Origin of the sequence: Marinobacter profundi, assembly GCF_002744715.1 — a bacterium.
In the GTDB taxonomy this organism is placed as follows: Bacteria; Pseudomonadota; Gammaproteobacteria; order Pseudomonadales; family Oleiphilaceae; genus Marinobacter; species Marinobacter profundi.
In genome coordinates this window covers 583,280-609,154 of the sequence record NZ_KZ319367.1, presented here as the reverse complement: position 1 = coordinate 609,154, position 25,875 = coordinate 583,280, and the positions used below count along the sequence as shown (strand labels likewise).

Here is a 25,875-nt window from a genome sequence, read left to right as displayed (position 1 = left end):
CGATTAGCAACTGGCAATATTAAAGGTTGTGTCGATTATGCCGGCTCTGGTGAGTGCTCGCCCCGCAACTGATTCACGTCCGCCCGGGGCGGTGCGCCGAACAGGCGGCTGTATTCGCGACTGAAATGAGAGGGGCTTTCATACCCTACCCGATAGCTGGCAGTAGCCGCCTCCAGCCCCTCGGTGAGCATCAGCCGCCGGGCCTCGTGCAGGCGGAGTTTCTTCTGGAACTGCAGCGGAGACATCCGCGTTGCCTGTTTGAAGCTGTGGTACAGGGTGGACTCGCTCATGTTGGCTGCTTCCGCCAGTTCGCGGATTCGCAGGGGTTCCGCGTAATGATCTTTCAAGGCAGAAATCACCGTGGATATCCGGTGCGACTGGGAATCGGCAGAGGCAAACTTGCGCATGCGCGATCCCATCTCGCCGATCAATGTCCGATAGATGATTTCCCGGCGCGCCAGCGGCGCCAGGATGGGGATGTCGTCGGGGGAGTCCAGCAGGCTGAGCAGTCGGTATAGTGCTCCCTGCATCCGTTCGTCCATGGATGAGGTACACAAGCCACACTCCACTTGCGGACACGGGCCGTGGGGACCCAGCGGAGGTGCCTTGTCTCCCAGTTCCAGCACCAGATCTGCCACTTCCTGAGGATCTACTTTGAGCGAGGCCCCCAGATAGGGGTGCTCTGCAGATGCGTCGATGACCCGTGCCAGCACCGGCAAGTGGACCGAGCTCGCCAGATAGGTAAGCGGCTTATAGGTGATCTCGCTGTCGCCCAGCTGAATGGTTTTGGTGCCCTGAATCACGAAACTGAGGGAGGGTTCATACACACTCGAACCACAGCTTGAGGGCTGGTCACAACGGATCAGGTTTACGCCATCGATCGCAGAACGCTGAATGCCCTGTTGGGTTGCCCATTTACCGATTACGCGGGCAAGCTGTTGTTGCAGGTTGAGAGTCAGAGCTCCGGAAATCCCGGGAATGGTAGCGGTCATCGGTGCTTCTCCCTTTGGCGGCAGGCAGTATAATCCTTCGCAACCTGAATCGTATGAGTATTCAGCCATTTTCTGCAGGATCAGGCAATGACCACGCAGAAACCGGCAACCGGGTTAGTCCGGTCTCGGCCTTCGGCAGAATCAGGCAAGCTTTCCGCAGTAATCCGCTACCGTTGCACTCGCCCCACTCCTTATTTTGATGGCCTGTTGGGAAAACGTAACCGATCCGGCGAAGCCGCGCTGTCTCACCTATAGCCAACACCTCGATTCCTTTGTTTGACCTGCCCCTGATCAGAGGCGGCCAGCTCGGTGTCGATTTCGTTTTCACCCAACCGACTTGATAAGTGATCCATCCGATTACTTGGCAACCGGGAATGCTCACAAGGCGGCCCGACAGTGGAGCGAGAAACCATGGAAAGTCTGACGGCAAAAAATGTAAACGGAGCCGACCCGGTCAGGGCTCGGACGGTGTTTTCTACCATGTTGTCCAAGGTGTTACCCGGGGAGTTACCCGGGGCGTTACTTACGGTTTTACTGACAGGCGTGGTGGCTGGGCTGGTGACCGGCTGCAAAGCGCAGAGTGATGAGGCTGTAGTCATGCCGCCACCCCCTGAGGTAGAAGTGGCCGAAGTGTTAGCGGAGCCAGTCACGCTCTGGGAGTCCTTTACGGGGCGGGTGGCTGCACCGGACACCGTGGATTTGCGACCAAGGGTCAGTGGGTATATTGACGAAGTGGCCTTTGAGGAAGGCGAGCTGGTGCAAGCAGGTGAGCTGTTGTTCCAGATAGATCCTCGCCCCTACCAGGCCCGTGAACAGGCTGCCCGCGCGGAACTCGCTCTGGCCAGCAGCCAGCTGGAACTGGCGCGGAGTGAAGCCGGTCGGGGCAAGACATTGCTCGAAAGCCGCGCCATCTCCCGTGAGGAATACGACCAGCGCAATGCCGCCTTCATGAGCGCCCGCGCCCGGGTGCAGGCTGCCGAGGCGGCTCTGGATACAGCCAGACTCGACCTGCAGTACACCCGGGTAACCGCGCCGGTCAGCGGCCGGGCCGGTCGCGCACTGGTGACCCGAGGTAACCTTGCCAATGCGGACCAGAGCCTGCTGACCACTCTGGTCTCGGTAGACCCGCTACATGTCTACTTCGAGGCCGATGAAAAGTCGGCGTTCAACAGTCAGCAGCTGCTCGCCAGCGGCCAGCCGCAGAGTGTGCGCATATCGTTGGCGGATGAGGACAGTGGCCGGTATCAGGGCGAACTGGACTTCGTCGACAACCACCTGAACCCCGAAACCGGCACCTTGCAGTACCGTGCGGTGCTCGCCAACCCGGAAGGCCGGATCAGGCCCGGCCAGTTTGCCCGAGTTGAAATGCCCGTGGCCGAGCTGGACGAGGCGTTATTGGTCAAACGCCAGGCCGTGTTGACCGATCAGGACCGCCGTTATGTCTATGTAGTAGATGCCAATAATCAGGTCACGCCACGACCGGTAAAAACAGGACACCAGGTGGACGACCTGCTGGTGATCCGTGAGGGCCTGGAGAGTGGTGACCTGGTGATCGTCAACGGCGTGCAGAAGGTGTTCGGCGCCGGCATGAAAGTGGATCCGCAACTGGTCAACATGCGGAATCCGGCCCTGGTTAACGAGGTGGCGGCAGTAGCCCGGGAGTTGTCACGATGAATGCCTCCCGCTTTTTTGTGGATCGGCCGATCTTCGCGGCGGTGCTGTCCATCATTATTCTCGCCATAGGGCTGATATCCATTCCTAACCTGCCCGTCAGCGAGTATCCCGAGGTGGTGCCGCCGTCAGTGGTGGTTCGCACGGTCTACCCGGGAGCCAACCCCAAGGAAATCGCTGAAACCGTCGCTACGCCGCTGGAAGAAGCCATCAGCGGTGTCGAGGACATGATGTACTTCAAGTCTGTGGCGGGCTCCGACGGCGTACTGCAGCTTACTGTCACCTTCCGGCCGGGTACTGACGCGGAGGATGCCACCGTGCGGGTTCAGAACCGTGTCAGCCAGGCCCTCGCGCGGTTGCCGGAGGAGGTGCGGCGCCAGGGCGTAACCACGCAGAAACAGTCCCCCACCTTCCTGATGGTGGTTCACCTGACCTCCCCGGACGGCACTTACGACACCCTGTACCTGCGCAACTACGCGCGGCTGCATGTCCGCGACCGGCTGGCGCGCATTCCGGGGGTCGGAGATGCCCAGATTTTCGGTGGTGGGGATTACGCCATGCGCGCATGGCTGGATCCTGAGCGGATTGCCGCCCGCGGGCTGACGGCCAGTGACGTGGTTCGCGCCATGCGGGAGCAGAACGTACAGGTATCCGCCGGCCAGATCGGCGCCGAGCCAGTGCCGGACAGTGATTTTCTTACCCTGATCAATGCCCGCGGCAGACTGGAAACCGTCGAGGAATTCGGTGACATCGTGCTAAAGCGCGGCAATAACGGCGAGATTCTGCGGCTCGGCGACGTGGCACGGCTGGAAATGGGTGCCGGCGATTACACCCTGCGCTCCCAGCTCGATGGCAAGGACGCCGTGGCTATTGGCATTTTTCAGGCCCCGGGCGCCAACGCCCTCAGTATCCGCGATGAAGTCATCGCAGCCATGGACGAAATCGCTACCCTGTTTCCCAAAGATGTAAAGTACGAAGCGGTCTACGACACGACCGTTTTCGTCAGCGACTCCATCAAGGCGGTGATTGCGACCCTGCTGGAGGCAGTGCTGCTGGTGGTGCTGGTGGTCACCCTGTTCCTGCAGACCTGGCGGGCATCTATTATTCCGTTGCTGGCGGTACCGGTATCGGTGATCGGTACTTTCGGCGCGCTCTATCTGCTGGGTTACTCCATCAACACCCTGACCCTGTTCGGAATGGTGCTGGCCATCGGAATTGTGGTGGATGATGCCATCGTGGTGGTAGAGAATGTTGAGCGCAACATCGAGGACGGTCTTACTCCGCTGGCAGCGGCTCACCAGGCCATGAGAGAGGTGTCCGGCCCGATCATTGCCATCGGCCTGGTGTTGTGCGCAGTGTTTGTGCCGATGGCCTTTCTGTCCGGGGTGACCGGGCAGTTCTATCGGCAGTTCGCCGTAACCATTGCCATTTCCACGGTGATCTCAACCATTAACTCGCTGACCCTGTCACCGGCGCTGGCTGCCATGCTGCTCAGGCCCCACGATGCCCCCAGGGATCGGCTGACCCGAATCATCGACCGCCTGTTCGGCTGGGTGTTCCGGCCGTTCAACCGCTTCTTCAATGCCAGTGCAGAGCAGTACCAGCGCGGTGTATCCCGCTCCCTGCGCCGGCGTGGTGCGGTGTTTGTGATCTACGCCTTGCTACTTACCGGAACCGGTCTGGTGTTCAAGCTGGTACCTCCGGGCTTTATTCCGATCCAGGATAAACTTTACCTGATTGCCGGGGTCAAGTTGCCGGAGGGTGCCTCCCTCGAGCGCACCGACCAGCTGCTGCAGCAGGTGACGGATATCGCCATGCAGACCGAAGGCGTGGCCAATGCGGTGGCCTTTCCAGGGTTGAATGCCCTGCAGTTCACCAACACTTCCAACACCGGTGTGGTGTTCTTCCCCCTCAAGCCATTTGACGAGCGCAGCCTCAGTGCCGGCGAAATCAATGCCCGGATCAACCAGGAAATCAGTAGCCTGAAGGAAGGCTTTGCCTTTTCTTTCATGCCACCGCCGATCCTGGGGCTGGGCAACGGCTCCGGTTACCAGTTGTTTATCGAGGACCGTGGCAACCTGGGTTACGGTGCCCTGCAGAATGCGGTGAACCAGCTGCAGGGAATGGTAGCCCAGGTGCCGGGCATGGGGTTTCCCATCACCAGCTACCAGTCCAACGTGCCGCAGCTGGACGCGGAAGTCGACCGGCTCAGGGCCAAGTCCCAGGGGGTGCCGCTGACGGAGTTGTTCGCTACCTTGCAGACCTACCTCGGGTCTACCTATGTCAACGATTTCAATCGGTTTGGCCGCACCTGGCAGGTGATTGCCCAGGCCGATGCCCCCTACCGAGACAGTGTAGCGGACATAGCCCGCCTGCGTACCCGCAACGATCAGGGCGCCATGGTGCCTATTGGCTCGATGGTGGATATCCGTCAGAGCTTCGGACCGGATCCGGTGTTGCGGTACAACGGCTACCCAGCCGCCGACCTGGCCGGGGAAGCGGACCCGCGGTTGCTGTCCTCGACTCAGGCCATGGACACCCTGGCGGAACTGGCTAACCGGACACTGCCCGCGGGTATGGCATTTGAGTGGACTGACCTGAGCTACCAGCAGGACACCCAGGGTAACGCGGCACTGGTGGTCTTTCCGCTCTCCATCCTGCTGGTGTTCCTGGTGTTGGCCGCTCTTTATGAGAGCTGGACGCTGCCCCTGGCGGTGATTCTGATTGTGCCCATGTGCATGCTTTCAGCACTGATTGGCGTTTGGTTCGGCGGCGGAGACAACAACATCTTCGTCCAGGTCGGGCTGGTGGTTCTGATTGGTCTTGCCTGCAAGAATGCCATCCTGATCGTGGAGTTCGCCCGTGAACTGGAACTGCAGGGCCGGGGTGTTACGGAGGCTGCACTGGAGGCCTGCCGGCTGCGGTTACGGCCGATAATCATGACCTCCATCACCTTTACCGCGGCCGTTGTGCCATTGGTACTGGCCACCGGCGCCGGCGCAGAGGTACGCCAGGCCCTGGGTACCGCGGTGTTCGCGGGCATGATAGGGGTTACCCTGTTTGGTCTGTTCCTCACACCGGTGTTTTACGTAGCCCTGCGCAAGCTCTCTGGCAGCCATCGCCTGAAGAGCCACCACACATCGACGCTGACCGACACGTTAAGTTTGCATTAAGGCTACACGGGTATCTTGCAGGCTGACCCGATCAGCCTGAGGATACCCATGTCGCTCACTTTCCGCTCCCGCAATGAGGGATTCGCCTTCCGGCTATACACGTCGTTGCGCTGGTCGGGCGCATATGCACCGTTGCTGGCGTTGTTCCTGATGGTTCTGCTGGTCAGCGGTGTTTCCCGAACGTTGCTGGTGGCCTGGCAACTGGAACGCGTAGCGGCTACGGAGGTCTGGCCGACGATTTTTCTCCATGGCCTGCGGGTGGATGCCATTCTGGCCGGGCTGGTGGTGGCAGTACCCTTGCTCCTGGCGCCGTTGCTGGCCCACCGGTACAGTTGGCTGTTCTGGAAGCGGTTCACCGTGGTCTGGGCTGTTGCCATGGTCTTTATGGTGCTGTTTATCGAACTGGCGACACCAACCTTCATTGCGCAATATGACGTGCGGCCGAACCGCTTGTTCATCGAGTACCTCAAATACCCCCGGGAGGTGCTGGCAACCCTGTGGAACGGCTTCCGGATCCCGACATTGCTCGGCAGTTTACTGGCGATCATCCTGGCCTGGCTGGCATCCCGGTTACTCCACCCCTGGCAGGAGGAAACCCGCGTCCCCCGCTATCGCAACACTCTCGTTGTCTGGCCCGTGGTTGTGCTTGCCGTTTTCATGGCGATACGCTCAACGACAGACCATCGGCCGGCAAACCCAGCGATGTTTGCCTTGACCTCTGATGCCCTGGTCAACTCGCTCATCCTGAACTCCCCGTGGTCCGTCGCATTTGCGATCTATAACCTCAAGCACGAAGCGGACGCCGACGAAGGCTACGGCACCATGGCGGCGGCTGATGTGCTGGACGAGGTTCGCAGCTCGCCCTGGCTGGCCTCGGCAAACTTTACCTCGGAGCAGTATCCGACACTGCATTACCAGAGTCCGTCCGTTGCCAGAGCCAAGCCACTGAACCTCGTCATTATCCTGGAGGAAAGCCTGGGCGCGACCTTTGTCGAGTCGCTGGGTGGCCGCCCGATGACGCCGAACCTGGAGGCGCTTCGGGAGCAGGGCTGGTGGTTCGAGAATCTGTATGCCACCGGGACCCGCTCGGTGCGCGGCATTGAAGCGGTGGTCGCCGGCTACCTGCCCTCGCCCGCCCGCAGCGTGGTGAAGCTGTCATTGTCCCAGACCGGGTTCTTCACTCTCGGTCGGTTGCTGAGTGATCAGGGCTACGATACCGGTTTCATTTATGGCGGCGAGGCCCACTTCGATAACATGCGGAGCTTTTTCAGTGGCAACGGTTTTGGCCATATCGTTGACCAGTATGATTTCCAGGACCCGATCTTCGCCGGCAGCTGGGGCGTCAGTGACGAAGACCTGTTCGAGCGGACTCATCAAGAGCTGACCCGGCTGGATGCAGACGGCCAGCCGTTCTTCCGCCTGGTATTCTCTTCTTCGAATCACAGTCCCTACGAATTTCCTGATGGCCGGGTAACCCTGGTCGATGACGAGAAAAACACGGTCAATAACGCGGTCCGATACGCGGATCATGCCCTCGGGAAATTCATCCGGGAGGCCCGGAGCAGCGATTACTGGGACAACACGCTGTTCCTGATCGTGGCGGACCACGATTCGCGGGTTTATGGCGATGACCTGGTACCGGTCAAGAACTTCCGCATTCCCGGGTTGATCATGGGTGCAGATTTAGAACCCCGGCGGGTGCAGACACTGGCCAGCCAGGTCGACCTCGGGCCCACCCTGTTGTCGTTGATGGGCATTGCCGGGGAACACCCGATGATTGGCCGGGATCTGACCCGGGACGCCGAGGGTCCGGGGCGGGCCATGATGCAGTTCAACGACTACTACGCCTGGATGGACGAGGATTTCAAGGTCACCGTGTTGCGACCGAACCAGCAACCACTTTACGGGGCCTATGATCCCGCACTTGGCCGGACGACCTACGACGATGCGCCAGCACCGCAAGCCAGCGCCCGCAAAGCGCTCGCCCACGCCCTGCTGCCGCTGTGGCTTTACCGGGAGCAGCGCTATGGTCTGCCGGCGCAGAAGACACTCTCTCTCGCACCGTCGCTGGCACCGTCTTTGACAAATCGCTAATAACCCTCGGGCGCTCCAGGGTATACGATGGGGAGATCTGTTACTTTGCTATTTATACTCCGAGACGCCTGGGGACAATAAAGAATGACCTACGCACGAATCGCCGGCACCGGTTCCTATCTGCCGGAAAACGTCGTCACCAACAAAGACCTTGAACAACAGGTCGAAACCACGGACCAGTGGATTCGTGAGCGTACCGGGATAGAACAGCGTCATATTGCTGCCGACGGCGAGACCACCGTTGACCTGGCTGAAAAGGCGTGCCGGCTCGCCATCGAGGCCGCGGGTATTGAGGCCGGTGACATTGACCTGATCGTTTTTGCCACCTCGACGCCCGATAAGATCTTCCCGAGTTCCGCCTGTATCCTGCAGGCCCGCCTGGGCATCCACGGCTGCCCGGCCTTTGACATCCAGGCGGTATGCAGTGGTTTTGTCTACGCACTTTCAGTGGCGGACAAGTTCATCAAGACCGGCAGCAGCAAGAAGGCCCTGGTTGTCGGCGCAGAAGTGTTTTCCCGCATCATCAACTGGAAAGACCGAGGCACCTGCGTGCTGTTCGGCGACGGCGCCGGCGCGGTGGTCCTCGAAACCAGCGAAGAGACCGGCATCCTGTCAACCCACATTCATGCGGACGGCCAGTACGAAGAACTGCTGCACGTGCCCTGCGGTATTTCAAACGGTCTGGAACGGGTGATGGCTGGCGAAGCCTTTGTCGAAATGAAAGGCAACGAAGTCTTCAAGGTGGCGGTAAATACCCTCGGCAAGATTGTCGATGAGACCCTCGAAGCCAACCAGATGGAAAAGTCCGACATTGACTGGCTGGTACCGCACCAGGCCAACCTGAGGATCATTTCGGCGACTGCCAAAAAGCTCAATATGCCGATGGACCAGGTGGTAGTGACAGTCAACAAGCATGGCAACACTTCCGCAGCCTCGATTCCCCTGGCCCTCGACGCCGCGGTCCGTGACGGACGGATCAAGCGTGGTGAAGTGGTGTTGCTGGAAGCCTTCGGCGGTGGTTTCACCTGGGGCTCTGCATTGCTCAGGTACTGATCCGGTACGGGGCTGTTAGCACCATGGTTCCGGGCTGATCATCGACAAATAGCCGTAACGTGCTATTTTCTTAGTGATCCCGGCCATGGTCCTGCACGGAGAGAGTTCTCTGACCGTCCCGACAGCGAAACCTGCGCGCCCTCTCGTTGCCTCACTCTCCGTCTCCCTGTTGACGGTCTTCCTGCTAGCGACCTTGATGCTGGCGGGAGGCTGTGCTCGATTACCCCCGCTCGACAATCGCCAGTCATCACTTGCCATTCCCGCCCAAGAAACCATCACGACCCGTCTGGGCGGCTCCATCGCCTCAAGAGTTGATGAACATCCCGGAGCCAGTGGCATCTACCCGCTGGCGGATCCGATGGATGCTTTCGCAGCGCGTGCCCTGCTTACAGAGGCTGCCGACCAGTCGCTGGATATCCAGTATTACATCTGGCAGGGCGATACCACGGGGCTGCTGTTGATGAGGTCGTTGCTGTCCGCTGCGGACCGCGGCATCCGCGTCCGCCTGCTGATGGACGACAACGGCATCCGTGGCCTTGACCGCTACTTTGCGGTACTCAATTCCCACCCCAATATCGAGGTGCGGCTGTTTAACCCGTTTGTGGTCCGGAACCCCAAGTGGGTCAACTACTTCACGGACTTTGTCCGGATCAATCGCAGGATGCACAACAAATCCTTCACCGCCGACAACCAGGCCACAATTATCGGAGGCCGCAACATTGGCGATGAGTATTTCGGCGCCACCGACGGCGTACTGTTTGCGGATCTCGACGTGCTGGCGGTGGGGCCGGTCGTGGTCGACGTCAGCAATGATTTTGACCTTTACTGGAACAGTCAGTCGTCCTATCCGGCGGAGCTGATTCTCGCGGAACCCTCGACGGCGGACACCGAGGCGGTGGTCAACACTCTCGAGCAGGTCGGCAAAAGCCGCGAGGCAAGAGACTATCTCAGAACGCTTCAGGACACGAATCTGCTGCAGGCTTTGCTGACAGGCCAGCTTAAACTGGAATGGGCGCCGACGGTGATGGTCAGTGACGATCCGGCGAAGGCACTGGACCGCGCACCGGTGACAGGCCTGCTGAGCCGGCAGCTGCTTGAGGCCCTTGGGTCACCGCAGCAGCGGGTCACTCTGGTATCACCCTACCTGATCCCGACCGGGGCCGGCGTCGAGCTTTTCCGCCGGCTGGTAGCACGTGGCGTGGAAGTGCAGATCCTGACCAATGCCCTGGAGGCGACCGACATGGCTGCGGTCCATGCAGCTTACGCCAAGTACCGCGAGCCACTGCTTGAGGCCGGTGTCGTACTCTATGAGCTGCGCAAGGTCGCGGGTGACGCAGGCGAGACAAAGGGTGGCTCCGCACCTTTTGGCAGCTCGGGTTCCAGTCTTCACGCCAAAACCTTCGCGGTGGATGGCGAGCAGCTCTTTGTCGGATCATTCAACTTTGACCCCCGCTCCACCCACCTCAATACGGAGCTGGGCTTTGTCATCAACAGCCCGGTTCTCGCCAGCGCCATCGACGAGGCATTTCTGGAAGATGTGCCCATGCGCGCCTATCAGGTCAAGCTCGACAGCAGGGGCAATCTCTACTGGCTGGAGCAGGCGGAAGGCCGCAATCTTATTCACGGTCATGAGCCCAACACCACGCTGGGCAAGCGAGTCATGGTTTTCCTGATGTCGCTGCTCCCCATCGAGCCATTACTGTAAGTTCCGACAATGCCCGCGGGGCTGGGCTCGGTCGTTCCGGAATTTCTTGTCAGTCAGTTTGTCACTCTAAGACATGCCGCAGTAATCCGGACGCTCTTATACTGACGGCTGTTTTTACAATAACGAACTCAGCACGGGCGTATTCAGGAGTCACCCATGACAAATTCCGGGGCCGCATCCCGCAACATCCTTATTATCGGCACCGGCTTTGGCGGCCTGTGCATGGCCATACAGCTCAAGCTGGCGGGCATTCATTCGTTTACCATGCTCGAGAAGGCCCCGGGGGTTGGCGGTACCTGGCGCGACAACACCTATCCCGGCGCGGCCTGCGACGTGCAGTCCCATCTGTATTCCTTCTCGTTCGAGCCCAGGCACAACTGGTCCCGCAAGTTCGGCCTGCAGAAGGAAATACTCGATTACATGGAGCACTGTGTCGAGAAATACGGACTGGGTGAGCATATCCGCTTTAACCAGGAGGTTACCGCGGCGACTTATGACCAGGCTGCCGGGCAATGGCAGGTCGAGACAGCCAGCGGTGGCCGCTATGACGCGGATGTGCTGATTACGGCGACCGGGCAGCTCAACCAGCCGGCGTACCCGGACATTCCCGGCACGGATCGTTTCCGCGGCCATATCTTCCATTCCGCACGCTGGGATCACCGCTATGACCTCAGCGGCAAGTCCGTTGCAGTCATCGGCACCGGTGCCAGCGCCATTCAGTTTGTCCCGGAAATCGTGCCGAAAGTGAGTAAGCTTGCGTTATTCCAGCGCTCTGCGTCGTGGGTTTTGCCCAAGCCGGATCGCCCCTTCAAGGTCTGGGAGCAAAGTCTGTTTCGATCGTTGCCGGCATGGGACCGGCTCTACCGTTCGATGATCTACTGGAAGAATGAAAGCCGCGCGCTTGCCTTTACCCGCTTCTCTGGCCTGCTGGAACTCTTCGCCATTCAGGCCCGCAGGGAAGCCCGCAAGCGCGTAAAAAACCCCGAAAAACGCAGGCTGCTGATCCCGGATTACAAAATCGGCTGCAAGCGGATCCTGATCTCCAACGACTGGTATACCGCAGTGGACCAGCCCCATGTTGACCTGGTGACCCAGCCGATTGATCACATCGAGGAAGACGCCGTGGTGACCCGGGACGGGCACCGCTATCCGGTAGACGCCATTATCTACGGCACCGGTTTCCGGGCTACCGAGTTCCTGGCTCCGATGACGATAACCGGCAGCGGCGGAATCGGCCTTAATGAGGCCTGGCGCAAGGGTGCCGAGGCGTACAAGGGTATTTCTGTCAGTGGCTTTCCGAACCTCTTCATTCTCTATGGCCCCAACACCAACCTTGCCCATAACTCCATCGTCTTCATGCTGGAATCCCAGGTTCACTACGTCATGGATTGTCTGCGGGAACTGCTACAACGCCCGGGCACCGCGATGGATGTAAAAAACGATATCCAGGCTGCCTTCAGCACCCGGATCCAGCAAGGCCTTGAAGGCAGTGTGTGGGACTCGGGCTGCACCTCCTGGTACCTCGACAAGAATGGCAAGAACACCGTCAACTGGCCTGGCTTTACCTTCAGCTACCGGCTGAAAACCCGTCACGTCGAAGCATCCGATTACCACTTTATCCCTTTGGTGACCGCCGGCTAGGCCGGCGCCCCACCCCTAAAGCACAGTCAATGGTTGAACTTCCGATTTAAAGATAGGATGATTGGATGATCTGATTTCAGGATGATAGGTTGATCATGAAACTTGAACGGGTTGCCAGGGGCTCCCTGGTGGATACAGCGCTTGAAAGCCTGCGCGGCGCTATTGAGTCCGGCCAATGGTCGCTGGGCGAGAAGCTGCCGGTTGAAGCGGAGCTCGCCGACTCCCTGGGAGTCAGTCGTAACACGGTACGGGAAGCCGTTCGGGTACTGGTCCATGTCGGGATGCTGGAGACCCGCCAGGGCGATGGCACCTATGTACGGGCCCTGAAGGATCGCGGGGAAACCCTGCGGCGGATAGAACATGCCCGGCTGAGAGATCAGCTTGAAGTGCGCGCCATGCTGGAAACCGAAGCCGCAAGACTTGCGGCCGAGCGGCGTACTGCCGAGGATGTGGCAATCATGACCGAAGCACTCGACCGCCGCGCCCGGGCCTCGGCCGACGTCACCGAGCGCATCCGGCACGATGAGCGCTTTCACCATGCCCTGGTGGCTGCAGCCCACAACCCTGCCCTCACCGAAATCTACGATTATTTTGCGCACGCAGTCAGTCGGACCATCGAACGCACCGAACTGGATGCCGACCTGCCGGAGCCATCCCAGGAGGATCATGAATTACTGCTGGCCGCAATCCGCCGCCAGGATTCCGCGCAGGCCGAAAAACTCGCAACGGCGTTGCTGAAACCCAGTCTTGATGCGCTTTCGAGGAGAGCCCAATGAAGGTTCGGATTGATCTGTTTACCTGGTTATTGCTGGGTGCGATTGTATTGGCGTCATTTCTGCCGGTACGAGGCTCCGCTGCAGATCTGCTGGCGACGGCCGGCACGGTTGCGGTGGCCTTGCTGTTTTTTCTGCATGGCGCTGCGCTCTCCCGCCAGCAAATTGTGGCCGGCGCTACCCACTGGCGCCTGCATATCCTGATTACGTCACTTACCTTTGTGTTCTTCCCCCTGGCGGTACTGCCGGTGAACGAACTGGCGCCCCGCTGGATGCCGGAAGATCTCGGACTGGGATTCCTGTACCTGGGTGTGCTGCCGTCAGCGGTGTCGTCATCCATTGCCTACACCGCCCTGGCGCGGGGTAATGTACCGGCGGCGATCTGCAGTGCGGCAGCCTCCAACGTATTCGGCATGATGCTCACACCGTTCCTGCTGCTGTTGCTGGTCAGTACTTCCGGCGCGGCGGACTTTCCGATTGCCAAGGCCTTGAAGGACATCGTGCTGCAATTGCTGCTGCCGTTCTTTGTCGGGCATGCCATGCGGCCCTGGCTGGGCGGGTTCCTGGCGCGAAACGAGACCCTTAGTGCCCGCTACGATAAATGCGTCATCTGGCTGATCGTCTACTCGGCATTTTCCAACTCGGTGGTCAGCGGGCTCTGGGAGAACCTGCCGTTGTCGGCCATTGTCCTGGCCATTGCCCTGTGTTTTGCCCTGCTTGGCCTGTTCATGCTGATGGCGCACTGGCTGGTGCGGCGGTTCGGCTTCAGCCTGGAAGACGAAGCCGCCGTGGTGTTCTGCGGCTCCAAGAAAAGCCTGGCCTCCGGGCTGCCCATGGCGAAGGTACTGTTTTCCGGCCACCCGGGCTTTGGCATGATCGTGTTGCCGATCATGTGTTACAACCAGATCCAGGTCATCGTCGGGGCCATCCTGGCCCAGCGTTACCGCCAGAAGATCGAGGAAGCCTCAGCCGCCAAGTCCTTAACCGCCAAAACCACCAAACAGTGCGGTTAGGATAACGAGGGCGGCAATCCAGCCAATCACCGCCGGCCAGAAGTTGGTCATCTGCAGCTGCGCCCGCTCGATCTGTTCGGCAACTTCCTGGTCCGGTTGGTCAGCGTTTTGTTCGCGGGCCAACCGGTCACGCAGTTCGTACCAGCCAAACCAGTCACCCAGAAAGCCCGCTACAGGCGCATCAAGAGCCCCATTATCCGCAAGCGGGCGTAACTGATGCTCCAGTGCCTGGCCGATTTCGTTTCTTACAGCGGGCTGGTCTGCCGGAGGTTCGCAAAGGATTGCCCGCCAGATTGCAACCTCAGAGCTGCGATGCTGATCATTCAGCAGCGCCTGAACCTGAATGACCACTTCACGGACAACCTGATGCTCGCTGTCGGAAAGTTCCCGTGCCTCAGCCACGGGCGCGACCTGATCCGCGGCGGCAGGCTCGCTGATTTCGGGCCTGGCAGATTCCACTTGCGCTTCAGGGGTGTCAGCTGCCGGGTAGCCAGCCTCGGAAAGTGCCTGCTGCAAGGCAGAATCCAGACGGACAGCCTCTTCAGCCGAGGCAAACTTACTCTGTTGGTTGTAGGCGCGCTCAATCTCAGAGCGGTTCCTGGTGGGTGCGATGCCCAGAATTTCCCAGCAGTTCATCGGGTACTGCTCCTGATTCGGTAAATAGTTTTTGCCAGAGCGAGACAAGTCCGTTCCCGCTGACTTATCATGAACCCCAGTTAATGTTAAGGGGAGCCTCCTGCGCGTTCCAGCCGGCCAAAGAATAACAGATACAGGCACTGGTTGGGTCGAGCCTTATTGCAGGCAATTTGCGAGTCAATTCGGGCCCAGTAAAGCGAGTGATGAGCCAGAGAAGAATAGCAACCGTGACTACCAGACGCGTACCGCCCACAATTATCTCCAGTTCTTTGCTGGGTTGTCTTGTCCTGTTCGCCAATCCGTTACATGCCGCGGGCACCGCAACCGGAGATATGGAAGCTTATCTCGCCTCCGGCGAATTATCGCTGACCTCCGATATCCCCGAAGTATTGACCACCACCCGTCTGCGCCAACCCAAATCCCGGGTGCCCGGCACCACCACCATCATTGAAGGCGAGCTGATTCGTGCCCTCGGTATCATGAACCTTGTGGAGGTTTTCCGCCTGGTTCCCGGGATGACCGTCGCGGCCGTTGGCAGCAACAATCCGGTCACCAGTTACCATGGCACTGTCCATTATGAACAGCGACGCATGCAGGTGCTGGTGGATGGCCGGACCTCTTACCGCCCTAACCTTGCGGACGTCGACTGGAACGCCATGCCCGTGCCGCTGGAGCTGATTGAGCGCATCGAAGTCAGCCGCGGCCCCAATGCCGCCGCTTATGGCATCAACGCCTTCCTTGCCACCATCAATATCATTACCCGCTCCCCCGAGGACACCGGCGGCACCGAAGTCCGGGCGGTTTCCGGCAGCCGGGGATATTTGCGTACCTTTGGCTCCACGGGCAATGCATCCGGCGACTATAACTGGCGTCTGGCCTACGAAAAGCGCAAGTCTGACGGTTTCGACAGGCAACTGGACCGCTCGGTGGAAGCGCCCTTCCACGATGGCATCGACATGAACACCTTCACCTACGACAGCCTGCTGGCTCTCGATTCCCGGCATAGCCTGGAGTTCCGTGGTGGCGTCGTGGATGGCATCAACGAAGAAGACCAGATCAAAAGCGGTGAATTTGGCGCTCAGGCCGATCCGGACATCACCGTGGATGACTACTACCTGCAGGTCAGGTTCAATGATTCGGTGAGTTCCGGCCACTTCTATCACCTGCAGGCCAGCTACCAGAACTATAACCGTCGCCAGCGCTGGCCGATATGTCTTCCACCCTCGGAAATCCTGCCGGGAGCTCCCGATGAGCCGTTGTTCTGTGCAACTCTCAATAATGACATCGAGGAATCCCGCCTGGAACTGGAAGCCCAGGACACCCTGATCTTCAACCAGAACCTGAGATTGATTTCCGGTGTCGGCTACCGTGAGGATCAATACGAATCGGAGACGTTTTTCGACGGCCGGGGCCGGAATTACCTGGCACGGGTGTTTGGCAACCTGGAGTACTCGCCTACCCGCTGGCTCACACTGAATGCCGGTGGCAACTGGGAAAGTACCACCACCACACAGGAAAATTATTTCTCGCCCAGGGTAGCTGCCAATTTCATCATGGCCCGCAATCACACCCTGCGATTCGTATATTCCGAGGCCGTCAGAACACCGGATGCCTTCGAGCAGGAGCCGGACTGGTCCTATCGCCCCACAGACGTAACTCCAGACCTGTACTCCGGCCTCGACGGCCAGCAGTTTCCGATTGCTGATTTTCTCGATCCCGCCACATCGACCTACGGGGCATGGCTGCAGGAGGAACGGATCCAGTCCAGGGAGATCAGCTATTATGGCCAGTATCATCTGGACTCGGCGCTCTTGTCCCTTGAAGTCCGGTACTTCAATGACCAGCTGCGTGACATGATCAGTGGCATCATCGGTCTTGAGGACTGGACCATCGACAACAACGTCGCGCTGGATCAGGAAGGGTTCGAAGTCGAGGCCACGCTGGACTACCCAGGCACGCGATTACGGCTAAGCTATGGGTATCTGGACCAGGAAGGTACCTACACCGGGACGCGGGATATTCCCGCTGACCGTCAGCAATACGCCATTGATCTGCTGGGACGATTGTCGGTGCGCCATTCCGGAAGCTTCGCCTGGATTCAGGAGTTGCCATTTGACCTGTATTCATCCGCAGCGTTCTACTTTGCGGACGAATTTCGTAACGGACAGTTCGAGCGTACGGATTTTCGGCTGGCACGGCGGGTCGACCAGCCCCGATACAGTTATGAGCTGGCCTTCACCGTTCAGCACTATCTGAACGATCACCCGTTGCTGAGTCCGGATAACATCATCAAGGAACGGAACCAGTTCTTTGTCGAGGCGGGCGTACGGTTCTGACCAACCTGCACAGGGAAGACGCCATTACCAGGAAAGGTATGACATTCAGCCACCATAGAGTCTCTAAAGCCAAGGGTATCGGGCGAAGGGTCAGGCCAGTCTTCGCCTCGATGGTCTTTTGGCTATTGGCGGCGCTTCCAGCGTTGGCCCAGGCCAACGTTATGATGGAGAACACCCTGTTTCTGGCCGGTACCGGCAACCCCGCCGTCGACCAGCGTGTCAGCGACTTACTGGAAAAGGCGCTCTCCGGGACCGATGCAACCGATAACCGGCCGGAGCTTACGGTACTGCCCTTCCGCGAAGACCAGGCACGCAAGGCCCCTTCCGTTCCGGTCGTTGCCCTTGGTCCTGAGGCGGTCACCCGGGTGCTTCAGGAAAGCCCCGAATCCCCGATATTGGCGCTGCTGGTGAACGAGGGCTTCTATTCTGCGCTGAACGCACCTTCAGAGCGCATATCCGCGCTGTTTTACGACCCGCCCCTGGCTCGACAGGCACTGCTGGGCAAAACGATTCTGCCTCATGCAACCCGGATTGCCGTGCTGGCCCGACCGGAAAACGCGTTACGCTACGACAACCAGTTGGCGCCCCTGCGTGACGCCGGGCTGGAAGCTCAGGTGTTTGTGGTTTCCAGCGATGACCGGCTGATTCCAACCCTGGTACGCGCCCTCGGTTATGGCGATTTCCTGCTGGCCCTGCCGGACGACCGAATCTACAACCCTCGTACCATCAAGCACATCCTGCTGACCGCCTACCGCAGAAGTCGCATTGTGATTGGCCCTCGTCAGGCCTATGTCAAGGCCGGTGCCCTGGCGTCCACTTACACCCCCCTGACCACACTGGTCCGGGAAGCTGCCGGCTACATCCGCACTCACCGGGAAAAAGGTGCTTTTCCTCCCGCCGCCTATCCACTTGGCTATGCCATTGAAGTCAACCGTCAGGTTGCGCGCTCGCTGAACATTCTTCTTGGCGACGACCAGGCACTTGAACAGCAATTACAGGACAACATCCGGCAGTTGCAGGAGGTAGCGCCATGAGTCGATCGGCCGGTACCCTGCCTACCCTTACCCGTCGCCTGTTGTGGCTGGGTGCCGCTCCGGCGGTGGTCATGTTCCTGACGCTGCTGGTGTTTTTCACCTCGGCGCGGATCGATGATGCGCAAACTGATCTCCTCAACAGCAGCCAGAGCCTGGCCGACAACCTCGCCCCGGCTGTGGAATATGCCGTGGTATCCGGCAATACCCGGGTATTGCAGCAGATTCTCGACCGGTCTCTGCAGCGCAGCCACGCCAGCTGGATCCGGGTGCTTGATGTCATGGGCCGTCAGGTGGGCCTGGTTTCCCGGGACACCCTGATGCCCGATGACCTTCCTGCAACCGAGGACGTTGAAGTTTTCGAATCAGACATCCTGCAGCAACCACTGGAAATGTCCGGCGTCGACGATTCATCCTGGTTTGAGCCTGACTATGCACTGGGCTCCGGTGCGCTGCGGATGGGAACCGTCCAGGTGGGGCTTGATCTCGGCCTGCTGGACGCCCAGCGGAGGGAGATTATCTGGACTTCGGTCGGGGTCGGCCTGGTCCTGCTCTTTCTGACCTTGCTGGTGGTTAACCGGGTGCTGCACGGCATCGTCGCACCGATCGAGCAGCTGTCGGAACGGGTAAAGAAACTCAAGGCCCGCCACTACGAAACAGTGCCGCCCAGTCAGCAGCAAACCTCGCGGGAAGTCCACGAACTTGAGGAGAACCTGAATGCCCTGGCCGAACACCTGGCCGAGCTCCAGGCCTCGAGAGAGCAGACACTGGCGGCCTCCGAGCAGTCCCGGGAGCGAGCGGAAGCGGCCAATCTCGCCAAATCGGAATTCCTGGCGGTGATGAGTCACGAATTACGCACACCACTTAACGGCGTGTTGGGCATGATAGAGTTGGTGGGCGAAGAGCCCCTCAGCGAACGACAGCAGGATTACCTGCTGACCGCGCGGCAGTCGACCGAGGATCTGCTGACTGTAATCAATGATATCCTCGACTTTTCCCGGCTGGACCGGGGCAAACTTGAGCTCGACCGCCAGTCGTTCGACCTCCGCCAACTGATCGAGAATTGCACCGCGACTTTCCGCCACCAGGCCGCCCAGCAGGGGCTTGTACTCACCCTTGACTGGCTTGGGGACTGGCCGGCCCATCCGGCGGTTTGCGGTGACGGGCCGCGCCTCCGCCAGGTCCTGGCAGGCCTGCTGGACAACGCCATCAAATTCACCGATGAAGGTTCAGTCTCGGTAGTTGCTGAATGGTTACCGCTGGAGGGCAGTGCCATGAAGCTGGCCTGTGCAGTAGTTGATTCCGGCGCAGGGATACCCTCGGACCGGATGGCGGAAATATTCAACAGCTTTGAGCAGCTGGATCATTCCCATTCCAGACGGCATGGCGGAACCGGAATGGGTCTGTCCCTGGTTCAACGACTGGTTGAGCTGATGGGCGGGCACATCCAGGTAGAAACCGATCTCGGCAGGGGTTCATCGTTCCGGTTTGAGGTTCCGTTCGAGCTTAAGTGCGACAGCTGCAACGAGCGTCCACCGGCCCCTGCCCCGCTTTCCAGCGCAGACTATCCCCCCGGCCGGGCCCTGATTGTTGAAGACAATCCGGTCAACCAGCGGGTGACCTCGGCCCTGCTTGCCCGGCTCGGTTTTGAAACCGACACCGCCACCAATGGCGAAGAAGCGATCGAGCGGGTGCGCTCATGCCATTCCGGTTACTCGGTTATCCTGATGGATTGCCAGATGCCGGTGATGGACGGCTATCAGGCAACCCGGGAAATCCGCGAATGGGAGCGTAGTATGGGTCAGGGCCATACACCCATCATCGCCCTGACCGCCGATGCACTACCGGGCACCGAACAGACCTGCCGGGAGACCGGTATGAGCGACTACCTGTCCAAGCCGGTGAAAAAAGAGAACCTTCAGACGGTGCTTGGTCGCTGGGTAAGAGTCTGAGTCCGTCCGTAGACCTGCAAGGTATCAGCGCCGTGCCTGCGATCCTCAGGCAACCGGCTCCCTCATGGTGACAAATTCCTCTGCCGATGTGGGGTGGATTCCCAGGGTGCTGTCAAAGTCCGCTTTGGTGGCGCCCGCTTTCATGGCGACGGCCAGGCCCTGGGTTATCTCTCCGGCGTCGGGACCGACCATGTGGGCTCCGATGACCCGATCAGTGTCTGCATCCACCACCAGCTTCATCAGACAGCGCTCATCCCGGCCACTGAGGGTGTACTTCATCGGGCGGAACTCCGAGCGGAAAATCCGCAGGCTGTGGCCCGCCTCCCGGGCCTCGGCTTCGGTCAATCCGACGGTTCCGATGTTGGGCTGACAGAAGACGGCGGTCGGAATGAACGAGTAATCCATTTCGCCCTTGCCATCGCCAAACAAACGACGTGACAACACCATGGCCTGGGCGAGTGCCACCGGCGTCAGCTGGGGCGTACCAATGACATCGCCAAGCGCAGTGACTGAAGGCACTGCGGTCTGGAAATGCTCGTCCACCACCACGTGCCCGCTCTGGTTCAGCTCAACCCCGAGTTGCTCCAGCCCGAGGCCATCGACCAGCGCCCGCCGCCCGGTCGCTGCCATCACCAGACCGGTGGTCATGACTGAACCGTCCGAAAGTGCCAGCGAATAGTGCGAGTTGTCGGAACTGACAGATTCAATGGTGACGCCAAACTTCAGTTTGATGCCTTTCTTGGTCATCTCATCCGCAAGGAAGGTGCGGATATCGTCATCGAAGCCACGAAGGAACCGCTCGCCCCGATAGATCAGCGTGGTGTCCACTCCCAGCCCCGCCAGTATTCCGGCAAATTCGACGGCAATGTATCCGCCGCCCCAGATAACGGCCTCCCGCGGCAGCTGCGGCAGGTAGAACATCTCATTGGAGGTAAGGATGCTTTCCTTGCCGGGAATATCGGGCACCACCGGCCAGCTGCCGGTCGCCACCGTAATGTGCCCGGCGGTATAACTGCGGTCACCCACCACCACGGTATTGGCGTCCTGCAAAGCCGCCGTGCCGTTGATGATTGTCACGCCGGCATTTTCCAGCAGGCGGCCATAGATACCGTTGAGGCGCTCAATCTCAGCATTCTTATTGGCAACCAGCGTCGGCCAGTCAAAACTCACCTGGTCGTGGGGAATGTGCCAGCCGTAGCCGGCAGCATCCTCCAGGTCGTCACTGACGTGGGCGCCGTATACAAACAGTTTCTTCGGCACGCAGCCCACATTTACACAGGTGCCGCCCAGGTAGCGGGACTCCACCACGGCCACCCGGGCGCCCCGCTGGGCGGACATCCGCGCCAGCCGAACACCGCCGGAACCGGCACCAATGACGATCAGATCAAAATCGTAACGCTCTGCCACGCTGTCTCCTCAAATATGTGTTGCTGGATCGTTAGCCGCCGGTTGCCGTCGCCGCGTATCCCGGCACTTCCCGGAACAGTACGTAATCCTCGAAGTCACCGAGCCGGATTTTACCAAGCGGTCGGAATCCTTCCGATTCATAGAATTGCAGGTAGCGGGTATTCCCGGTATCCAGCACCAGTCCGCATCCTGCCGGGTTCTCCGAGCACAGTCGCTGCACCGCTTCGAGCAGTTCGCGACCGTAACCGCGGTTCTGGTATTTTGGGTTGACGCCCATCAGGGGTAATTGGTGGGCAAACCGGCTTTCAGGCAACATCTCCCGAATTTTCTGGTGGTAATCCAGGTATCGGCGGGTGGAGGCAAAACCTGCGGTCAGCACCATTTTCATTCGCCAGCTCAGTTGCTCGGCAAGATTGAGCCGCAATTCCGGATCCCCGATAAACGCCACCGCAACCAGGGTGTCATCCACCATCACACCAATCGCGTCCTGCTGCAATTCGAAGTAGAGTCCGATCAGCTCCCTGATGGTTGCCCTTACCCGCTTCTCGTAACCCGGCCGGCGGTAATCAAAAAGGTACTGGAATGTCGGTTCATGCCGGTAAGCCTGGTAGAGAATGGACTTCGCCTCGTTCAGCGCAGTTTCATCCAGTCGCACAATGACAGGCTGTTGTTGCTTGTTGTTTTCCGAACTGCCGTTTGCCATTTCCATTGCTCCCTTTTCTTGGGATGATTGTGAGCCGGACACAGCACCTGGAGATCAGATCGCCAGTGTCAGTCTCACCGAAACAAGGCCCGGTGTGTCACGCCGGTCAAGAGATGCCTGGTCAACCACGATGCCGTGCTCGTCACCGAGGCCCTCCAGCCAGGCAGCCACCTGATTAAACGGAACATTTTCCAGCCATACCCGAATCGCAGTGTCACCACTCGGCTCAAACCGTTGCAGGGAGATGCCCGCTTCACCGGCACTGCGGGTGACCACGGCCATCAGTTCGCGGCCATTGGCTATGGATGAGGTACTGCCACCATTGCTCCCTGTCGCGGCGAGCGCGGCAATATTGCTCCGATTAGCCTGCATCCAGCCCAGCAATTCGACGGCGTTCTCCCGTGCACTGACGGCGCGATCATTAAAATCGGCAACCGGACGCCAGATGACGAAATAGAGAATGCCGATAAAGATTGCAATCGAGAGCACCAGTAAGGCTTTCTGGTCGCGCCTGGGTAACTGGTCGTACTGTGCGATGAGTTTACCAACCGCCGGTTGTTCCTTGATTCGTCCCAGCATTGCATCAGCCTCCTGAAACCGTCAGGCGGCCACGGGCACCGCTGGCTTCATTGACTACCGAACCGATGTTGGCCTCCAGGCCGCGTCCCGCCAGGCCGTTTCGCAAGGCGCTCAGTTTGTCATAGTTATCGGCATGCAGATCAACCACCAGTTCTCCCCGGGATCGGCTGTAATTTATGGAATTGAAGGTGACCGAGTCGCGGGCAGGCAATTGCGAGTATTGTTCCCCGGTAAACTTCATCAGCGTCAGGAAACCTTCGACATCGCCTGACGATCCGGCAAGCCGCAGCTGCCCTTCGACAACCCGGCGCACGTTGCCGGCGTGGGTGCGCCGGTCCTGGGGAAAGCTTTCCCGGTAGATCGCCATGGCCTGGTCCGAAATCTGGCTTGCCTGGCGTTGATGGTACAGGCCCATACCGGCTTCCACCGCCACTTGCAGCACGAACCACACCGATGCAACGGCAATCAGCGGGCGCCAGGGTTTCAGCGGGCTTTCCCGGTCGACCCTTACCGAGTAACTGCCCTGGCAAAGGTTGATGGGTGTACAGGCATGCTGGTAATGGGCATGGGCAAGCAATTCCAGCGGCATCAACTCCAGTTGCTGTTGCCGGACCACCAGCCGGCCGGATCCCTGCAGCGAGGCAATCACCGATTGTTGCTGCTCAAGTTCGGCTTCGGTGCCATAGATGGTTACCGGAACCTCAGCAACCACTTCCTCGCTGGGGGGAATCGCCAGGGTCTGGGCAAACATCACCAGGTTGGCAGACTGCATCCGCAACCACTCGCCCCGGTCACTGGCCATCAGGGCGAACTCACCATCGAGGCAGATGGACCAGCCACCTTCGGTGACCGGTAGCAGAGCCGCGTCCGGGTAGATGGCCTCCAGGCGAGTATGGTCCCAGTGGCTGAACAGATCCCGCCAGGCACCCATCTGGCCATGGTCAATCGCGGCCACCCGAAAGCCGGCCTCATCACGGTTTCCGAGGGCAAGATGCACCGAGTCGATGTCCTGGGCGATCTGTTCCTCCACCGCATATGGCAGGGCCTGCTGCACGTAGCGGGTCTGCTTGGCGGGAATGTCCGCGAAACAGAACAGTGCCTCATCGCCGGGGATCAACCCGATAAGCAGCACATTTTCCAGGGCGTTCTGGCCCAGCGCCTGCTCGATCTGTTCCCGGAGTTGGGCCAACCCCCTGGCCTGCGCATCGCCACTGGCATCCACCAGCACCCAGTTATAAACCTGGGCGCCGGGATCCGATTCCAGATCCGCAAAGGGCGGTACCGGGCGAACATAAAGGCGATAAGACATTGTATTAAGAATCCTCTTTAACCTTCTGAAACTGCAAAAGGTTCCTTGTTGATGCGAGCCTTCTGACTGGCGTCCCGCCGCACAGTCTGGACCTTGCCCTCCTGGTCTCGGTAAACCAGGCTGACCAGGCTTGCGACGCGATTATCGTAGGTAATGCGGGCGACAACTTCAAAAAACCGGCTTCTCAGGCCCAGGCCAGCGGACTTGAGACCAAGGCCGGCAAACTCCGGCAATGCCAGGAAATCCTGCAGGTTTTCAAAGCGCTCCTCGGTTCTTCTCTCAAGGATAGACTCTGCCTGGGCCGGCGTCAGTTCCTGATGCAGAGACTGCAGTACTGCGCCGGTGGCAAAGTTTACATTGATTCCGGTGCCATGCACGGGTAACGCCGCCACATGAGGCAATAATGCGGTGTAGGCCTCCTCGGTCATGCCCCGGATCAACCGAAGTTCACTGACACTGGCAAAGGGCTGGTTAGCCGCGCGGTAAGACGGATCGGACAGCAGGTACTCACCGTCTTCTGCACCGTAGGCACTGGTTGTCTGATCATTGTCATCAATCCAGTCAACGATGGCATCCACTGGCACCTCATTGATGTCCAGCACCTGCAGCAGCCGGGCGAGCCGGTCCCGGGTCGTCGTGTCCACCTGCCCCGCCGGGGAGACCAGGTCGTTCAGATTGATCCGTCCGCCCAGTTCGTCGATCTGGACTTCCGCCACACCGCCGTCATCCAGCGGCAGGATTGCGGAATAACGGGCCCAGAATTCGTCAGGACTGTCGACCGCTGCGCCATCCTCACGATCCTGGTCAAAGTCCCGCTTGAGGATCTGGCCGGCAAAAACCTCTGCCCCCAGCGCAACACTGTGGCCCTGTTGTTGAGCCAGATAATGGCCGGCACGGAATACCCGCACACTCTGTTGCTGGGTCATACCGGTCGCCAGAATAACCACCAGTGCCATGGCCAGCAGCACCATAATCAGTGCGACTCCCTGCTGGTTACCTGACGGCGGGCGTCGATTCATTGCGGGTTAACCCCTGCGTCCTGGTTGTCAGCCGGCGTTGCCCCGGTGGCGTCCTGGTCACTTTCTTCCGTGTCATCGGTATCGCTCTGCCCGCCCGGCTCCTGGTCATTGGCCTGATTCACGATGCCCTGCGCGGTCGCCGGATCGAACTGTGGCAAGGCGTAAATCCGGGACAGTTCGCCGAATCGTTCGTGCTCCAGAGTGATTTCAACACCCAGCGGCAACGGCACGGTCGGGCTGACGGTGGTTCCGATACTGGCCATGGCCTCGTCACTGGGCCACTGGTCGACCCAGGCACGATCGTCATTCATGAAGCGGATCGAGAAACTGTTTATCCCGGATATCATCAACTGGTCATGGCTGTTGTCTTCCTGGCCCTGGTCAACCGATTCCCAGTAACGCCGGCGCAATTCGCTACCGGTGTATTCCCAGGCGACCCGTTGCAGTTCGCTACGCCGGATGCCGAGCGGATTGCGCCAGCCCTGGCGTGTCAGTTGCAGCTCGAATTCCTCGCTCTGGCTGGTGAACGCCGGCTCGAAATCGCCATAGATGTTGCGGGCCGGGCGATTGACCACCTGGCCAAGATCCCGCTCCATCAACAGGAAGGTACGCAGCAGCTGGTCAAATTCGGCGGAAACCTCATTCACCCTGTCCCGGGAACTGATAACCCCGTTCAGCACCTGCCAGACTCCGAGACCAATCACCGCGGTGATGGTGACGGCAATCAGCACCTCCATGAGGGTGAAGCCCTGCTGGTAACGCCTGGTCTGCGGCTTGGTCGGCGGCAT

Annotated in this window: 19 protein-coding genes; 11 read left to right on the top strand and 8 right to left on the bottom strand. The window is 59.6% G+C overall.

Going from position 1 to position 25,875, the window contains the following annotated elements; all coding sequences use genetic code 11:
• Positions 1 to 35: 35 nt before the first annotated feature.
• Positions 36 to 992: an AraC family transcriptional regulator gene (locus CLH61_RS02655; protein WP_099613135.1), complete on the bottom strand. Its 957-nt coding sequence runs from the start codon at positions 990 to 992 to the stop codon at positions 36 to 38.
• A 480-nt stretch (positions 993 to 1,472) separates the two neighbouring features.
• Between CLH61_RS02655 and CLH61_RS02650 the strand changes: the two genes are divergently transcribed.
• From CLH61_RS02650 to CLH61_RS02615, 8 genes are all read left to right on the top strand, one after another.
• Positions 1,473 to 2,666, top strand: coding sequence for an efflux RND transporter periplasmic adaptor subunit (locus CLH61_RS02650; RefSeq protein WP_099613134.1), 1,194 nt, complete (start codon positions 1,473 to 1,475; stop codon positions 2,664 to 2,666).
• Positions 2,663 to 5,836: an efflux RND transporter permease subunit gene (locus tag CLH61_RS02645; protein ID WP_099613133.1), complete on the top strand. Its 3,174-nt coding sequence runs from the start codon at positions 2,663 to 2,665 to the stop codon at positions 5,834 to 5,836. Before CLH61_RS02650 ends, CLH61_RS02645 begins: the two co-directional genes overlap by 4 nt.
• 48 nt (positions 5,837 to 5,884) lie before the next feature.
• Positions 5,885 to 7,930 carry an LTA synthase family protein gene (locus CLH61_RS02640; RefSeq protein WP_099613132.1) on the top strand — a complete coding sequence of 682 codons (2,046 nt, stop codon included), beginning with the start codon at positions 5,885 to 5,887 and terminating at the stop codon, positions 7,928 to 7,930.
• 84 nt (positions 7,931 to 8,014) lie between these two features.
• Positions 8,015 to 8,983, top strand: a complete 969-nt coding sequence (locus CLH61_RS02635; protein WP_099613131.1) for a beta-ketoacyl-ACP synthase III — start codon at positions 8,015 to 8,017, stop codon at positions 8,981 to 8,983.
• A gap of 196 nt (positions 8,984 to 9,179) precedes the next feature.
• Positions 9,180 to 10,688, top strand: a complete 1,509-nt coding sequence (locus CLH61_RS02630) for a phospholipase D family protein (RefSeq protein WP_228152504.1) — start codon at positions 9,180 to 9,182, stop codon at positions 10,686 to 10,688.
• Positions 10,689 to 10,844: 156 nt separating this feature from the next.
• Positions 10,845 to 12,329 (top strand): flavin-containing monooxygenase, encoded by a 1,485-nt coding sequence (locus tag CLH61_RS02625; RefSeq protein WP_099613129.1) that lies wholly within the window; start codon positions 10,845 to 10,847, stop codon positions 12,327 to 12,329.
• Between the two features lie 95 nt (positions 12,330 to 12,424).
• The gene (locus CLH61_RS02620) at positions 12,425 to 13,105 is read left to right on the top strand and encodes a FadR/GntR family transcriptional regulator (RefSeq protein ID WP_099613236.1); all 681 of its coding nucleotides are present in this window, start codon (positions 12,425 to 12,427) and stop codon (positions 13,103 to 13,105) included.
• Complete coding sequence (locus CLH61_RS02615; protein WP_099613128.1) at positions 13,102 to 14,115, top strand: bile acid:sodium symporter family protein; 1,014 nt, start codon at positions 13,102 to 13,104, stop codon at positions 14,113 to 14,115. The genes CLH61_RS02620 and CLH61_RS02615 overlap by 4 nt, the downstream gene beginning before the upstream one ends.
• Here the strand turns inward: CLH61_RS02615 and CLH61_RS02610 are convergent.
• Positions 14,083 to 14,751: a molecular chaperone DnaJ gene (locus tag CLH61_RS02610; protein WP_099613127.1), complete on the bottom strand. Its 669-nt coding sequence runs from the start codon at positions 14,749 to 14,751 to the stop codon at positions 14,083 to 14,085. The genes CLH61_RS02615 and CLH61_RS02610 overlap by 33 nt on opposite strands.
• A gap of 227 nt (positions 14,752 to 14,978) precedes the next feature.
• On the opposite strand from CLH61_RS02610, the gene CLH61_RS02605 reads away from it, so the two are divergent.
• The 3 genes from CLH61_RS02605 (at position 14,979) to CLH61_RS02595 (ending at position 20,070) form a co-directional block, all read left to right on the top strand.
• A complete protein-coding gene (locus CLH61_RS02605) occupies positions 14,979 to 17,087 on the top strand; it encodes a TonB-dependent receptor plug domain-containing protein (protein WP_265734782.1) in 2,109 nt (702 codons plus the stop codon).
• A gap of 161 nt (positions 17,088 to 17,248) precedes the next feature.
• Positions 17,249 to 18,121: an ABC transporter substrate-binding protein gene (locus CLH61_RS02600; RefSeq protein ID WP_099613125.1), complete on the top strand. Its 873-nt coding sequence runs from the start codon at positions 17,249 to 17,251 to the stop codon at positions 18,119 to 18,121.
• Positions 18,118 to 20,070 carry an ATP-binding protein gene (locus CLH61_RS02595; RefSeq protein ID WP_099613124.1) on the top strand — a complete coding sequence of 651 codons (1,953 nt, stop codon included), beginning with the start codon at positions 18,118 to 18,120 and terminating at the stop codon, positions 20,068 to 20,070. Before CLH61_RS02600 ends, CLH61_RS02595 begins: the two co-directional genes overlap by 4 nt.
• Positions 20,071 to 20,115: 45 nt before the next feature.
• Here the strand turns inward: CLH61_RS02595 and gorA are convergent, their stop codons facing one another.
• From gorA to gspJ, 6 genes are read right to left on the bottom strand one after another with little or no spacing between them, the layout of a single operon-like run.
• Complete coding sequence (gene gorA / locus CLH61_RS02590; RefSeq protein ID WP_099613123.1) at positions 20,116 to 21,477, bottom strand: glutathione-disulfide reductase; 1,362 nt, start codon at positions 21,475 to 21,477, stop codon at positions 20,116 to 20,118.
• Between the two features lie 31 nt (positions 21,478 to 21,508).
• Complete coding sequence (locus CLH61_RS02585; protein WP_099613235.1) at positions 21,509 to 22,180, bottom strand: GNAT family N-acetyltransferase; 672 nt, start codon at positions 22,178 to 22,180, stop codon at positions 21,509 to 21,511.
• A gap of 54 nt (positions 22,181 to 22,234) precedes the next feature.
• Entirely contained in the window at positions 22,235 to 22,759 is a 525-nt protein-coding gene (gene gspM / locus CLH61_RS02580; protein ID WP_099613122.1) for a type II secretion system protein GspM, read from the bottom strand.
• Between the two features lie 4 nt (positions 22,760 to 22,763).
• Positions 22,764 to 24,068: a type II secretion system protein GspL gene (gene gspL / locus CLH61_RS02575; protein WP_099613121.1), complete on the bottom strand. Its 1,305-nt coding sequence runs from the start codon at positions 24,066 to 24,068 to the stop codon at positions 22,764 to 22,766.
• A gap of 17 nt (positions 24,069 to 24,085) precedes the next feature.
• A complete protein-coding gene (gspK, locus tag CLH61_RS02570) occupies positions 24,086 to 25,087 on the bottom strand; it encodes a type II secretion system minor pseudopilin GspK (RefSeq protein WP_170003566.1) in 1,002 nt (333 codons plus the stop codon).
• The gene (gspJ, locus tag CLH61_RS02565; protein WP_099613120.1) at positions 25,084 to 25,875 is read right to left on the bottom strand and encodes a type II secretion system minor pseudopilin GspJ; all 792 of its coding nucleotides are present in this window, start codon (positions 25,873 to 25,875) and stop codon (positions 25,084 to 25,086) included. Before gspJ ends, gspK begins: the two co-directional genes overlap by 4 nt.

What these genes read in the sequence shown, in the direction of transcription:
- CLH61_RS02655 (WP_099613135.1), bottom strand. Translation starts at nt 992, where the DNA reads ATGACCGCTACCATTCCCGGGATTTCCGGAGCTCTGACTCTCAACCTG.
- CLH61_RS02650 (WP_099613134.1), top strand. Translation starts at nt 1,473, where the DNA reads ATGTTGTCCAAGGTGTTACCCGGGGAGTTACCCGGGGCGTTACTTACG.
- CLH61_RS02645 (WP_099613133.1), top strand. Translation starts at nt 2,663, where the DNA reads ATGAATGCCTCCCGCTTTTTTGTGGATCGGCCGATCTTCGCGGCGGTG.
- CLH61_RS02640 (WP_099613132.1), top strand. Translation starts at nt 5,885, where the DNA reads ATGTCGCTCACTTTCCGCTCCCGCAATGAGGGATTCGCCTTCCGGCTA.
- CLH61_RS02635 (WP_099613131.1), top strand. Translation starts at nt 8,015, where the DNA reads ATGACCTACGCACGAATCGCCGGCACCGGTTCCTATCTGCCGGAAAAC.
- CLH61_RS02630 (WP_228152504.1), top strand. Translation starts at nt 9,180, where the DNA reads ATGCTGGCGGGAGGCTGTGCTCGATTACCCCCGCTCGACAATCGCCAG.
- CLH61_RS02625 (WP_099613129.1), top strand. Translation starts at nt 10,845, where the DNA reads ATGACAAATTCCGGGGCCGCATCCCGCAACATCCTTATTATCGGCACC.
- CLH61_RS02620 (WP_099613236.1), top strand. Translation starts at nt 12,425, where the DNA reads ATGAAACTTGAACGGGTTGCCAGGGGCTCCCTGGTGGATACAGCGCTT.
- CLH61_RS02615 (WP_099613128.1), top strand. Translation starts at nt 13,102, where the DNA reads ATGAAGGTTCGGATTGATCTGTTTACCTGGTTATTGCTGGGTGCGATT.
- CLH61_RS02610 (WP_099613127.1), bottom strand. Translation starts at nt 14,751, where the DNA reads ATGAACTGCTGGGAAATTCTGGGCATCGCACCCACCAGGAACCGCTCT.
- CLH61_RS02600 (WP_099613125.1), top strand. Translation starts at nt 17,249, where the DNA reads ATGATGGAGAACACCCTGTTTCTGGCCGGTACCGGCAACCCCGCCGTC.
- CLH61_RS02595 (WP_099613124.1), top strand. Translation starts at nt 18,118, where the DNA reads ATGAGTCGATCGGCCGGTACCCTGCCTACCCTTACCCGTCGCCTGTTG.
- CLH61_RS02585 (WP_099613235.1), bottom strand. Translation starts at nt 22,180, where the DNA reads ATGGCAAACGGCAGTTCGGAAAACAACAAGCAACAACAGCCTGTCATT.
- gspM (WP_099613122.1), bottom strand. Translation starts at nt 22,759, where the DNA reads ATGCTGGGACGAATCAAGGAACAACCGGCGGTTGGTAAACTCATCGCA.
- gspL (WP_099613121.1), bottom strand. Translation starts at nt 24,068, where the DNA reads ATGTCTTATCGCCTTTATGTTCGCCCGGTACCGCCCTTTGCGGATCTG.
- gspK (WP_170003566.1), bottom strand. Translation starts at nt 25,087, where the DNA reads ATGAATCGACGCCCGCCGTCAGGTAACCAGCAGGGAGTCGCACTGATT.
- gspJ (WP_099613120.1), bottom strand. Translation starts at nt 25,875, where the DNA reads ATGCCGCCGACCAAGCCGCAGACCAGGCGTTACCAGCAGGGCTTCACC.